Below are 12,676 nucleotides of genomic sequence, written 5' to 3'. Positions count from 1 at the left end.
CATATGACAACCGTTTTCATTATTGATCCCCCCATCCCCCGCCGAACAGGGGCGAGGCGGGACGGAGGGGCGCGCCGGACCGCCACGCGCGGGAACGCGGAAGCCCTGCGGGGAAGGGGATACCCGGTTTGTCCCGGGGACCCCGGCCGCCGGGGCCGCGGGCGGGCCGAGCGCAGCGCGGGAGGTCCACGCCACGCACGGCAGTGAGGGCCGACACTCCCCCGCGTACCGTCTTGGCTTCAGCCCCGGCAGCCGACTGCCCAGGCGCCCACCTCTGCCGCCGAACGGCTCGGACACCTTGGTGGTCGCGAAGACCGCGCCCGCTTGCGCATCGGCGCAAAGCTGCAGGTATTCGGCCTCCCCGCCACCGTGCAGCGCCTCATGGAAATGGCCGGAACCGGACAGGAGCCCGCGCCATTTCACAAAGTCGCCAGCCCTCTGGCCAGCACTTTCAACCCAATCCGGAAACCGCTCCAAGGAACAATCACTCCTTGACGCGGCCACGGAAAGCCATGTTAATCTCACGATGCGCTTCAGGAGATCTTTGATGCCCCGTCGAAGGTTGACGGAAGCAGGAGACCGGGGCCCTGAAGCGACGAGGGGTTTCTGTCCAGCCAAGCCAGCGAACTTCTCTGGACGCAGAACGCGCTCGCCCAACGGTCACGACCCGTTTCGACAGCGAGAGGAGAATCGAATGTCGCTCGAAGACCTGAAGGACAGGATCGACGACGAGCTTACCGAGAAGCTCGAGGAGTACGCCCAGTCCTGCTGCGCCGAGATCTACTAGAGACCGGCGGATCGGGGCGGGCACGGGCCCTCTCGTCCGGGTCCGCCCCTCCCCGAACCGAGGAGAGCCCTGTGAGCACAGCAGCCCTGGTCAACATACCGGACGAATACCGGGAACTGGTGGTCGAGCACTTCGAGGACCGCAGCCGGGAAGAGGTTCAACGGCAGATCGACGAGTGCCTGAAGTTCCTCCACATCGTCTCGGTGAACAAGGGGCGGTTCATTCCGCTCACCCGCGAGGCGGACGAGGTCTGGCACGAGATGATCGTGCAGACGAAGTTCTACATGGACCTCTGCGAATCGCTTCCCGGCAAGCGTTACATTCACCACCAGAGTGTCGGGTTCGCCGAATACGGAGAGCGCATCGGGAAGCACAAAGCCGTTTCCCAGTTCCTGGAATGGGTTCCAGACTACCTGGAGACCTTCGGCGAGTTCACCCCGGAGACCGCCAAGGACTGGGCGGTCGTGCAATTCCTTCAGCGTGAGTTCAACCTGACACTGGAGCAGATCAACAACCTGGAACGCTGAAGAACCCATGTCAACAGAATCCGCCAAGAGAAAAGGCGGAGCCGCACAGGAATTCCTTTCGCGCGGCACGAAGATGGCCCTGGCCGTGTTCCTCCCCGGAGCCAGGGTCCTGGTCTTCTTCTCCGCGCTGGGCGCGTACGGCCCCGAGGTCACGGCGTCCTACGGAAGTACGCTCTCCCTCCTGCTGGTGGTCATGTCCCTGGGCACGGCCTACCAGATCCTCGTGGTCGCCCGCCTTCGCGGGGAAACGCTCCTGCGGGACACGGAGAAGCCGGCCGCCCTGGCCGCCGTGGTGCTGGCCGGCTCCGTGTTCCTCACCGCGGCCGCTCTGGTGGCGGGCGGCGGCGCCTTCTTCTTCCAGCACTCCCCCGCCCTGTTCGCCGCCTACTACCTCGCCTACCTTCCGGCCGTGTTCATCGCTCCCCTGATGTACGCCGCAGGGGGAATCCTGGTGGTCACCGGCCAGGAGGGCGTGCGCCTGCGCACGAGCGTGGAGAACTTCGCCGGTTACGCGGCACTCGCCGTCGCCGTGTTCCTGTGGCAGCCGTCACCGGTGGTCGCGCTGGCGGTGATCGGCGCGGGCTGCTCCCTGATCGACCTCGCGACGCTCGTCCGCACCGTGCTGCGCACCGAACCGGAGGCGAGGAGCGCCGCCGCCCGGGCCGTGCGTACCGGTGCCCGGAGTATGTTCTCCGCGCGCGTGGTGCGCTCCGTTCCGGGTTCCCTCTCAGGGGCGTTCGACGTCCTCGTGCTGGTGGCGACCTTCGCCCTGGTCGCGCAGATCGCCACTTCCCTGCCGGTGGCCCAGGCCGCCGCCACCGTCGCCTTCATCACGGTCATCCGCACACTGGTGGTTCCGCTCAAGCCCTACGGCATGGTGGCGGGCCGGCTCCTGCGCACCGTCGAGAGCGCTCCCGAGGACCACGGGCGCCGGATGCGTCTGTTCACGGTGTCCACGGCTCTTCTCCTGTGGCCGATCGCGCTGCTGTTCCTGGCCGCCCCCGGCCCGATCGCGGGACTGCTGGGCCTGGAACAGGAGCCCATGGTGCTCTGGGGTGTACGGCTGGTGGGCGTCCAGTTGCTGATGGAGCCCTGGGCGGGTTTCCTGTCGTCGGTGCTCAAGGTCGTCGTCGCACCCCATGCCACCGTACGCAGCCTCGTCGTCCTGCTGTGGTGCACCGCTCTGCCGGTGATCGCGTTGTTGGCCCTGACCGGGCTCCTGAACCTGCTGTCCCTGTGGCTGGTCCTGGTCGCGGCCCGTGCCGGATTCGCCCTGTCCACGGTGTACGCGGCCAGGCGATTCCTCTCCCGGACGGAGGCGGCGCGTTGAAGGAGACGACCGGGCCGTCCACTGCCACGCGCTTCTCACATCCACCCGTGCCCGGGGTGGACCTGACCGAGTCGGATCTGGACGCGGACGCACGGTTCAAGGAACGGGTCGCCCGCATCCTCGTCGAGGAACCGTGGAACCGGTACCCGGAGCGCATACCGGTCAACGCCTCGGAACACCTGGCTGACGCACTCGGGGTGGCGTCCGGACGCCTCGCCCTCACCTCCGGGTGCACCGAGGCGCTGCGGTGCGCCTTCCTCCACGCGCACCACCGCGGCATGGCGCTCCACGTCCCCGCCCCCTCCTATCCAGGCTATGCCCGCATTCTGCGTACCTTCGGGACGGAGCACCACACCTACGACGCGCGGACAGCGCCCTCCGAACTCGTCCGGCACGTGCACGCCCTGCCCGACCGGAGTGCCCGAGCGGTGGTGGTGGGTTCGCCGGGAAACCCGGTCGGCCCCTCCTGGACGGCCCCGGAACTGGACCGGCTGTCCGACACAGGTGTCGGCCTAGTGGTTCTCGACCTGACGTACGCGCTCTTCCACCCTGACGCGGAAGCCCTACTGCGCTACGAGCGCCCTAACGTCCTCCAGTGCCTGAGCCTGTCCAAGTCGCACTCGCTGGCCGGGGCCAGAGTCGGTGCGATGGCGGCCGCCCCCGAGGTCCTCGGGCAACTGCGGAGACTACAGCCGGACTTTCCGCTGAACCTGTTCCAGCTCAGCGTGTGCCATGCCATCGGCGAGTCCTCCTTCCTCGCGGAGAACCGGGACAGAGCCCGGCAGGTACTCGGTATCACCAACGCCATCGCATGCGTGTTGGAGGAGGCGGACAGGATCAGGGTCGCCTCCGACCGGAACACCAACTTCGTCACCGCCTCCGTGGACGGTGTGTGGTGGGACGTGCTGGCCGGTGTCGTCCGGGAGGGGGGACTCCGGGCGAAGGTGTTCGAACGAGACCGCCTGATCAGGTTCACGTCCACCGCACACAACCTGGAGTCTCTTGCCGCTCTGCTCCAGAGCCGGGTGCGTGGATGACTCCCTGTCTGACTCCTGTGGGCAGCACCCGGATCCGCTCCGACGGAAACCCGGGGTGCCGCTTGTGCCAGGCGCGGACCCCGTTGCACACATGCCGGGAAGGCGGTGAGGAGCCTCACCCCCCACCGCCTCCCCGGTCAGGCCGACGCAGGTCCTCGGAGACCGCTGAGAACGGCAGCGAACGGCTGCACCCAGGGGCGGTCGGCGGGCGGGTCGGAGTCCAGGGTGCTGTGCGGTCGCAGGGCCAGGAGGAGGGTGTCGATGTCGGCGGCCTCGGTTAGCCCGGCCGGGGCGGCGATCCAGAAGGACTGGGTGGCCTCGCCCCACCAGATGACCAGGTGGCGGTTGTGGGCCTGGGCGGCTGCGGCCTGGGCGTGCTCGCGGGCGAACTCGGCGCGGTGGCCGCCCAGGCGGGGAAGCCGTTGGGCGCGGCGGGTCCGGCAGGAGGGGTGGTCGCAGGACGGGCAGGTCGGGCCGATGAGCGGTGTGCGGCGCGGGAGCATCGGGAAGGGGCGGAAGTCGTCGGGGCGCCGGGGCGAGGGGATAGGGTTACGCATCAGATCCTCTTTCCTTATGTATGGCTATGCAGGGGTTTTCGGGGATCCAGGGCCCGGAAGAGCGTTGGCGCGCTCTCCTGGGCCCGTCTCATGTCACCGACAGGTCAGTCGTCTCGGTGGTCGGAGTTCCAGCGGCTTCCGGTGAGGTCGTAGGCCAGGTGGAACCAGACCGTGCGGTAGTGGGCGTTGCCGTTGTCGCCCCACTCGGAGGCGAAGGCGTCCACCAGGGCCAGGCCGCGTCCGGACTCGGCGGACGGGTTCAAACCGTCGGGGTCGGGCTTCAGGCGCGCGTCCCTGTCATGCAGGCCGCCCCGATCGCGGCAGGACAGGTGCAGCCCGGTGCGGCGGCGGTGCACGAGCAGGGTGTAGGTGCCCCCGGGGCGACCGGAGAGGCTGTGGCGGATGCTGTTGTTGGCCAGTTCGCTGCCGAGCAGGGTGAACAGGTACCGGTAGTCGGCGGACTTGGCGGCGGCGCAGGTGTCCAGGAAGGCGCGGACGAGCGGCATGACGGCCGGGGTTCCGGCGAAGTCGTAGCGGCGCAGACGGTAGTTCGGGCGTTCGGCGCAGCGGGTGAAGTAGTGGCGGTGCGCGGGCCGGATGAAGCTGGCCAGCGGGACCGTGGCCTCACCCAGCGCGGGCACGGGAGCCGGGGCGGTTACGGGCATGACGAACACACTCCTTGGCACGAGCAGGACAAGAACAGGGGTGACACGAGCCCGTTGGAGGAGTCTCACGGATGCCGTGATGCGCGGAACGGGCAAGGCGTAGCCTGACCGACATGAACCCTGTGTGATCTGACAGTCACTGGCCACTGCTTCAAAGTAACGCTACCGCGTAGAGTTTTCAAGTAGGTGTGCACTACGCAATCGCTTTTCGTTAAGGTGTCGCCATGAGCATCCAGCACAGCCCCACCCTCCGCCTGCGCCGCCTTGCCGCCATGCTCCGTAAAGCACGCGAGGACGCCGGGCTCACAAGCGCGCAGGTCGCAGCGCGCTTCAAGTGGAGCCCAGGAAAAGTCAGCAAGATGGAGACGACCGAGACGAAACGGATAAGTCCAGCCGATCTAGACAAACTGATGGATCTCTACAAGATCACCAACACCGATAGGCGAGCCACCATGCAAGCGCTCGCCAAGGACGCAAGGCAGCGGGGCTGGTGGTCGAAATACAAAGAAGTCTTCACCGACAGAGCTCTGCCGGATTTTGAGGCAGAGGCTTCCCTGATCCAGACCTTCCAGGCCCAGATCATCCCTGGATTGCTTCAGACTCCGGAGTACACAGAGGCTGTACTGAGGGGTGGGCGGTATGCGAACCCGGACCTGCTGCGGCGAAGGGTGGAAGCACGAATGGCCCGCCGTGAAATCCTCACACGGCACAGCCCTGCTCGGCTACGAGCCGTCATCGACGAAGGCGCTCTACACAGGACCATAGGCGGACCTGCTGTCCTCAAAGGACAACTGGCTCACCTCCTCTACATGGCCCAACTTCCCAACGTCGATGTCCAGGTGCTGCCCTTCAACGCTGGCTCCCACGCCGCCTTGTGCTCGCCCTTCACAATCCTGAACTTTCCAGAGCCACTGGACCTACCCATCGTGTTCATCGAGACCGCTTCCGATGGTCTGTTCCTGGAGGACCTTGATGAGGTCGAAGCACACAGTGCTACCTTCGGCGATGTCCAGGGGTCTGCCCTGAGCACCACGCAATCCGCTGACGTCATCACTGACCTCTTCAAGTCCCTAGAAGGCACCCCATGAACACCGACCTTGAGTTCCGGAAGAGCAGCTACAGCGGGCACGGCCAAGACTGCGTCGAGGTCGCCCACATCCCCGCCAGCTTCCGGAAGAGCAGCTACAGCGGCGCCAGCCAGAACTGCGTGGAGGTCGCCGACCTCCCCTGCGGCGCGGCCGTCCGCGACTCCAAGCACCCCGACGCCGGACACCTCCCCTTCCCCGCCACCGAGTGGAGCGGCTTCCTCTCCGCCGCCCTCTCCCGCTGACCAGCAGACACAACAGCGCCCGGCCGCCGCCGCCTCCTGGCAGCGACCGGGCACCCCCGTCTTCCCGCGCTCACTGGACAGCAGCTCCCCTGTGTGCCGTCGCGGGTGGGATCCGGGGCGAACAGGGGCTGACCGAAAACGTTCCTGATGCGACGCAAGGGGCCTGACCTGCGATGATCTTGTACTTATAGCGAGTTTGGGCACGCGAACCTCGCTATAAGTACAAGATCACTGCGGGTGCAGCCGGTCCGAGCGGGCACGCTTCGGACCGGTTCCGGTCGGCCTCGGTCAGGACGGTTCGGCGGTCAGCCTCCAGCCCCGGGCCCGCTCCCGCGCACGGACGAACTCGGCGTGGCGTCCTCCCGCGGCGAGGAGCCCGTCCGGGGTCCCGGTCTCGGCGACGCGTCCGGCGTCGAGGAAGACCACCCGGTCCGCGGCGGCCACGGTGGCGGGCCGGTGCGCGATGACGAGCACCGTGCGCTCCCGCGCCAGGGAAACAGCGGTGGCGGTCAGCAGCGCCTCGTTCTCCGCGTCCAGGGCGGCCGAGGCCTCGTCCAGGACGACGACCGGCGCGTCCTTGAGCAGGGCGCGGGCGATGGAGACCCGCTGCTTCTGCCCTCCCGAGAGGGAGGCGCCGCCCTCGCCGACGCGGGTGTCCCAGCCGTCGGGGAGCTCGGCCACCACCGCGTCGAGGCCGGAGGCGACGGCCACCCGGTCCAGGTCCTCGCGCGTGGCCCCGGGGTCCGCCAGGAGCACGTTCTCGGCGATGCTCGCGTCGAACAGGTACACGTCCTGGAAGACCATCGCCACGCGCCGGGACAGCTCCTCGCTGCCGACCGAGCGCACGTCGACACCGCCGAGGCGCACGCTGCCCGCGTCGGCGTCGTGGAAGCGCGCCAGCAGCCGGGCCACCGTGGTCTTGCCCGAACCCGAGGGTCCGACCAGGGCGGTGAGCGTCCCGGGTTCGGCCCGGAAGGAGACACCGTCCAGGACGCGGGGCCCGTCCGGTGTGTAGGAGAAGGACACGTCGTCGAACTCCACGTCCGCGCCCCGGGGCGGCACCGGGACGTCCGGTTCGGGGAGGGGACGCGCCTCCAGGACGGCGTTGATCCGGTCGAGCCCGTTCGTCGCCATCCTCAGCGCGGCCCCCTGGTCGGCCGCGCCGGACAGGGGGTGGACGAACCTGGCCGCGAGCACGAGCAGCGCGACCGCCAGGGGCGCGTCGAGGGTGCCGCCGAGCACGAGGAACACGGTGGCCACCAGGAGCAGGCCGAAGGCGAGCCGCACGGCGAAGGAGTAGCAGAGCAGGGCGGGAACCGCGCGCAGCAGCAGTCGGCGGGCGGCGCCGTGCTCGGCCTCCAGCGCCGCGTCGAGACGCTGGCCGCCCTTGTCCGTCCGGCCGAAGGCCCGCAGCACGGGCTGGGCACGGGCGTACTCCAGCACCCGGTCGGCCGCCTCGTCGGTGACGGCGTCGCGTGCGGCGTCGTTGCGCCCCACCGCCTCGCCGGACAGGGTGAAGACCATCCACAGCAGGGGCAGACAGGCGCCGGCGGCGAGTGCGATCCGCCAGTCCCACAGGAACAGGGCCAGGACCGAGACGACGGGGGTGACCACCGCGTCGGCCAGGGGCGGGTACAGGTGCACGGGCAGGCTGGTGGCCCGGGAGACGCCGTCGGTGGCGAGGCGGTTGAGCTCCCCGACCCGGCCGCCGGTGAACCATCCCAGGGGCAGGCGGACGACGTGGTCGCCGAGCCGGTGGTGCAGGCCCCGCGAGAGTGCGCCGCCGACGCGGAAGTTGAGGTACAGGCTGCCCGCGCGCAGGACCGCGTAGACGGCGGTGGCGGCGAGCAGGACGGCCGTCCAGGGCCAGGCCCGGTCCGGGTCGGGGCCCAGGAGGTGGGTCAGCACGGGCACCAGGAGGGCGAACAGCACACCCTGGAGGGCCGAGACGACGGTGGTGAGCGCGAGGCTCGCGCGCATGGGCCCGGCCTGCTCGGGGCCCAGTGCCTTGAGGAAGGCCCGGATCACTGGTCTTCTCCCGGTTCGTCTCGTGCGTCCCCCTCGGACGCGCCGCCCCCGCGGGCGTCTGCGTGGGGCGTGCCCCCGCCGCGTGCGGCTCCGCCCCGGGCTCCGTCGTCACCGGCGTCCCCGTCACCGGCGTCCGGGTGCTGGGCGCGCCACAGGTCGGCGTACCGGCCGCCGCGCGCCAGCAGCTCGCCGTGGGTGCCGCGCTCCACCACGCGTCCCTCGTCCATGACCGCGATGAGGTCGGCCCCGGCCACGGTGCTCAGCCGGTGCGCGATCACCAGGACCGTGCGGCCCCGGGCCAGTTCGCTGAGGGCGTCCTGGATGGCCGCCTCCGACACCGGGTCCACGGCGGCGGTGGCCTCGTCCAGGACCAGCACGGGGGTGTCGGCGAGCAGGGCGCGGGCGATGGAGACCCGCTGGGCCTCGCCGCCGGACAGGTCGGCGTCCTCGCCCACCACGGAGTCGTAGCCGCGCGGCAGCGCCTCGATCCGCTCGGCGACGCGCGCGGCGCGCGCGGCCTCCTCCACCTCCCCACGGGTCGCCCCGGGACGGCCCATGGCGATGTTGTCGGCCACGGTCTCCCTCAGCAGCCGCACGTCCTGGAACACGAAGCCGACCGTGCGGTACAGCTCCCCGGTGGGGACGTCGCGCACGTCCGCACCGCCCACGGTCACCGATCCGGCGGTGACGTCGGCGAAACGCGCGGGCAGGGTGGCCAGGGTGGTCTTGCCCGCACCGGACGGGCCGACCAGCGCGGTCACGGTGCCCGGTTCCAGCACCAGGTCCACGCCGCGCAGGACCTCCTCGCCCGCCTCGGCGCCGTCCTGGGCCGGGTAGGCGAAGCGCACTCCGTCGAAGACCACGCGGGCGCCCCCCGGTCCCCCGCCGGAGCCCTCGGGCAGGGGCGGGGTGGCGAGCAGGTCGCGGACCCGTCCTGCGGCGGCCCTCGCCGTCTGGATCTGCTGCACCCGTGAGCCGATCACGTTCATCGGCGCGCACAGCGCCGGGGTCAGCAGGGCGAAGGCCACCACCGAGACGGGTTCGCTCCACCCCAGGGCGGCGAAGCCCGCCCCCGCCGCCACCACGGTGACGGTGACCGTGGGCGCCGACAGCAGCAGGAAGGAGGCGACCGTGGCCGGGGTGGTGGCGCGCGACCAGGAGACGAAGAAGTCCGCGAAGGCGTCGGCGGCCCGGGTGAAGCGCTCGTGGGCCCTGCGGTGCCCGTTGAAGTGCTTGACCACCTGGATGCCGTCGACGAACTCCACGGCCGCGGTGTTGATCGCGCCCATCGCCTCGGCGTACTCGGCCATCTTGTGCATCGACCCGGCCATGGCCCGCGCGAACAGCAGCGCGCCCGCGGCCACCGGCAGCACCGCGACCAGGGTCAGGCGCCAGTCCACGAGGGCGAGGTAGGCCAGGGCGACGGCGGGGACCGCCACGACGGCGGCCAGGTCGGGCAGGGTGTGGGCGACCAGGGAGTGGACGTCCTCGATGTCGTCGTGCAGGGCCTTCTTGACCCGGCCCGAACCGCGGCCGGAGAACCATCCCAACGGGACCCTCCCCAGGTGGCGGGCCAGGGCGCGTCGCACGGACAGCTGCATGTCGTTGTCGGCCAGGTGGCCGACCAGGGTGGAGGCGGTGCCCGCGGCCAGGGCGGCGACCGCTCCGGCCGGCGCGACCGCGACCAGCGTCCACACCAGGGCGGTGTCGGTCGGCCCGTCGGCGAGCAGCGCGGCGGCCGCCTCGGCCAGGCAGATCAGGGGGACGAGGCTGAGCGCGCCGGCCAGGCCCTGGAGGAGCACGGCCGCGCGGACGCGCCCCCTGACGGGTTCCAGGAGGACGCCGAGCGGGGAGGCCGCGCGCCCGGTCTCCGGTTCCGGCGCGGCCCGGGTGTGCGGTGCGGTGTCCTGTGCGGTGCTCATCTGACCAGCGCCCCGGTCTCCGGGGTGTCCTCGCGGCCGGTCCGGGGCGGGCGCCGCACGGACAGGCCGGGGAGCACCCCCGCCGCCAGGACGATCGCGTGGTCCCGTGCGGCGGGGATGCGGCTCAGGTGGTCGTGCGCGGGGCCGTCGCCCGTCACGTCCACGTGGTCGGCTCCGGCTGCCGGGGCCGCGCCGGGGTCTCGTGCGGAACGGGTCGTGGACACGACCCTCCTCTCGTGGAATGCGGCCGCGGGCCCGGGGGTCCGCGGCGGGTGAACCGGCCCGCCTCATGAGCTGGCCGAAAACTTTTCCGGTGTGACGCGAGGGTTCTGACCTGCGGTGATCTTGTACCTGTAGCGAGTCTGGTGCGCCGAACCTCGCTACAGGTACAAGATCGCGACGAATCGGCGCCTTTTCGGCCGCCGCCTAGGTGCAGCTCGGACACACGCCCGACAACTCGAAGGAGTAGTCCAGGGAGCCGTAACCGCTGTCCTCGCGGATCCGTTCGACGACACCCCCCAGTTCGTCCGCCTGCGCGATGTCCTCCACCCGACCGCAGACCCGGCACAGCAGGTGGTGGTGTCGGGAGGAGGTCCTGCACAGCCGGTAGAGGCGCTCCCCCTCGGGCGAGTGGAGGGTGTCGAGGACGCCCTCCTCCGCCAGCCGGTGGAGCGTGCGGTAGACGGTGGACAGGCTGGGCGGCCTGCGGGCGGGGGAACGCCCTCCGGAGAGGGCGAGGTGGATCTCCTGGCAGCTGCGGAAGCGCGTGCTCCGCCCCAGGGTCTTGAGGACGACGTCGTCGTACTGGGACACCCGGGGCATCTCAGGCAGCCGCCCGATCGGTCCTCACCGCGAACGGCGCGCCCGCCGTCCCCGGCGCTCGGCGCCGTCGCCTGCCTCCAGACACGTCACGGGCCTCCGGTCATGTGACACAGACTGCATGGAAATGATTTTCATAACCGTACCATGCTCGTGCCCGTATCACCTCAGAACCTCCCTAACCGCACCGGAACCCGCTCCCCCGGACCCCGCCGAGACCACCACCCGATCGGACCCGACACGCGCGTCGCGGAACCCGCGGGGAACCCGGGGCCCGTCCCCGGAAACAGGGACGTCGGCGCACGGCCCTACGCTCGGTCCGGCACGTTCTTCTTCCACCGCGGAGGCAGGCCATGGGCGCCTCGCTCCACTACAGCGCCACGCGCGCCGCTCCCCCGGACGCACGCGAGCGCGCCTTGGACGCACCCGAGCGCGCCCTGTCCGCCGAGGTGCTCGCGGAGGGCGAGAGGGCGCTCATGGAGGAGGCCGCCGCGCTGCCGCCCCGGTGGCACGCCGTGGGCGAGGTGCCCGGGTCCCGCCAGCGGCCGGAGGAGGTGTTCGGGGGGCTCGCCCTGTACGACGGCCGCCACCCGTCGGGGGGCGAGGTGCTGGCTGGCTCCAGCAGGCTTCCCCGCCACACCTGCGGCGTCGCACCGCTCCTGTGCCAGCTGCGGCACCACCTGGGTGCGCCCACCCGGCTGCGCGGGGCCCTGTCCGACGCGCGCTGGAGCGTCCGGACCGAGGACGCCGAGGTTCCCCCGGACCGGGGAGGGCGGGTACGACATGGGCGGCGCGCCCCTCTGAGGCCGCGCCGCGGTCGGGGCCTCAGGGGCCGGACCCCTCCCCCGACGGGTTCGGCACGGCGGGCCGCAGGCCGACGAGGCCGAGGAAGTAGGCCATGTGGTCGGCCATGTCGACGCCCGAGTCGTAGGACCACTGCACCTGCAGGCCGTCCATGAGGGCCAGGCCCAGGACCGCCAGGCGGTCGGCGTCCTGCCCGGCCGGAAGCTCCCCCTCGCCCTGGAGGCGCCGGATCTCCTCCGCGATGGCCTCGCGGCCCCTGGCGTAGCGCTCCCGGAAGAAGTCGCGGGCGGGGTGCCCCTCCTCGGCGGCCTCCGTGGACAGGCGCGAGTACAGCTGCACGAGGCCGGGCACCTCGGCGTTGTGCCGGACCAGCCGGACCAGCGACTCCCCGATGTCGGGGCGCCCGTCAGCGGCCTCGGGAGGCCCGTCGGTGGCCCCGGGAGGCCCGTCAGCGGCCTCGGAACGCCCGCCGACGGCTCCGGGAGGCCCGTCGGCGGCGCCGGAGTCCTGGCCGACGGCATCGGGGCGCTGGTCGTCGGGGCGTTGGCCGTCAGGGAGCCGGTCGGCGGCGTCAGCGCCTTGGCCGACGGCGCCGGGGCGCCGCCGCGCACCCTCCCCGTAGACCAGCACGTCGAGCTCGTCGCGGTGGCGCAGGACCTCCACGAAGAGCCGTTCCTTGCTCCCGAAGTGGTGCAGCAGGCCGTTCTGGCTGAGTCCGACCGCGTCGGCGATCTCGCGCACCGTCGCGCGGCTGTACCCGTCGCGTCCGATGACGGTGAGCGCCGCGTCGAGGATCTCCCCGCGCTTGGCCACGCCCTTCGCGTAGGAACCTCGTCGTGCCATGGCGTGACTCTAACACTTGCCGCGCGA

At 70.9% G+C, this 12,676-nt stretch carries 12 protein-coding genes; 5 read left to right on the top strand and 7 right to left on the bottom strand.

Annotated features, from left to right (window positions below; all coding sequences use genetic code 11):
• The first annotated feature begins 858 nt into the window (after window positions 1-858).
• Genes HGB44_RS16290 through HGB44_RS16280 form a run of 3 tightly spaced genes read left to right on the top strand, consistent with a single transcriptional unit; the run spans window position 859 to window position 3,681 of the window.
• A complete protein-coding gene (locus HGB44_RS16290; RefSeq protein WP_061078626.1) occupies window positions 859-1,314 on the top strand; it encodes a hypothetical protein in 456 nt (151 codons plus the stop codon).
• Between the two features lie 7 nt (window positions 1,315-1,321).
• Complete coding sequence (locus HGB44_RS16285; RefSeq protein WP_231972224.1) at window positions 1,322-2,644, top strand: MMPL family transporter; 1,323 nt, start codon at window positions 1,322-1,324, stop codon at window positions 2,642-2,644.
• A gap of 47 nt (window positions 2,645-2,691) precedes the next feature.
• Window positions 2,692-3,681, top strand: coding sequence for an aminotransferase class I/II-fold pyridoxal phosphate-dependent enzyme (locus HGB44_RS16280; RefSeq protein WP_168444034.1), 990 nt, complete (start codon window positions 2,692-2,694; stop codon window positions 3,679-3,681).
• 137 nt (window positions 3,682-3,818) lie between these two features.
• Here HGB44_RS16280 and HGB44_RS16275 read toward each other — a convergent pair whose 3' ends face one another.
• Together HGB44_RS16275 and HGB44_RS16270 are read right to left on the bottom strand one after the other, a co-directional pair.
• Entirely contained in the window at window positions 3,819-4,238 is a 420-nt protein-coding gene (locus HGB44_RS16275) for a hypothetical protein (RefSeq protein ID WP_061078623.1), read from the bottom strand.
• Window positions 4,239-4,342: 104 nt separating this feature from the next.
• On the bottom strand, window positions 4,343-4,903 hold the full coding sequence (locus tag HGB44_RS16270) for an ATP-binding protein (protein WP_061078622.1): 561 nt from the start codon (window positions 4,901-4,903) through the stop codon (window positions 4,343-4,345).
• A gap of 224 nt (window positions 4,904-5,127) precedes the next feature.
• On the opposite strand from HGB44_RS16270, the gene HGB44_RS16265 reads away from it, so the two are divergent.
• A complete protein-coding gene (locus HGB44_RS16265; protein ID WP_061078621.1) occupies window positions 5,128-5,991 on the top strand; it encodes a helix-turn-helix domain-containing protein in 864 nt (287 codons plus the stop codon).
• Window positions 5,988-6,233, top strand: a complete 246-nt coding sequence (locus HGB44_RS16260) for a DUF397 domain-containing protein (RefSeq protein WP_061078620.1) — start codon at window positions 5,988-5,990, stop codon at window positions 6,231-6,233. The genes HGB44_RS16265 and HGB44_RS16260 overlap by 4 nt, the downstream gene beginning before the upstream one ends.
• A gap of 288 nt (window positions 6,234-6,521) precedes the next feature.
• Here HGB44_RS16260 and HGB44_RS16255 read toward each other — a convergent pair whose 3' ends face one another.
• The 5 genes from HGB44_RS16255 to HGB44_RS16235 form a co-directional block, all read right to left on the bottom strand.
• On the bottom strand, window positions 6,522-8,261 hold the full coding sequence (locus HGB44_RS16255) for an ABC transporter ATP-binding protein (RefSeq protein ID WP_061078619.1): 1,740 nt from the start codon (window positions 8,259-8,261) through the stop codon (window positions 6,522-6,524).
• A complete protein-coding gene (locus HGB44_RS16250; protein WP_061078618.1) occupies window positions 8,258-10,183 on the bottom strand; it encodes an ABC transporter ATP-binding protein in 1,926 nt (641 codons plus the stop codon). The genes HGB44_RS16255 and HGB44_RS16250 overlap by 4 nt, the downstream gene beginning before the upstream one ends.
• On the bottom strand, window positions 10,180-10,407 hold the full coding sequence (locus HGB44_RS31965; RefSeq protein WP_061078617.1) for a hypothetical protein: 228 nt from the start codon (window positions 10,405-10,407) through the stop codon (window positions 10,180-10,182). Before HGB44_RS31965 ends, HGB44_RS16250 begins: the two co-directional genes overlap by 4 nt.
• A 202-nt stretch (window positions 10,408-10,609) precedes the next feature.
• Window positions 10,610-11,005 carry a Fur family transcriptional regulator gene (locus HGB44_RS16240; RefSeq protein WP_061078616.1) on the bottom strand — a complete coding sequence of 132 codons (396 nt, stop codon included), beginning with the start codon at window positions 11,003-11,005 and terminating at the stop codon, window positions 10,610-10,612.
• An 822-nt stretch (window positions 11,006-11,827) separates the two neighbouring features.
• Window positions 11,828-12,649, bottom strand: coding sequence for a TetR family transcriptional regulator (locus HGB44_RS16235; RefSeq protein ID WP_210751737.1), 822 nt, complete (start codon window positions 12,647-12,649; stop codon window positions 11,828-11,830).
• Window positions 12,650-12,676: the final 27 nt, after the last annotated feature.

Source organism: Nocardiopsis alborubida (assembly GCF_012396365.1).
Classification (GTDB): domain Bacteria; phylum Actinomycetota; class Actinomycetes; order Streptosporangiales; family Streptosporangiaceae; genus Nocardiopsis; species Nocardiopsis alborubida.
This window is presented reverse-complemented; position numbering and strand designations above follow the sequence as displayed.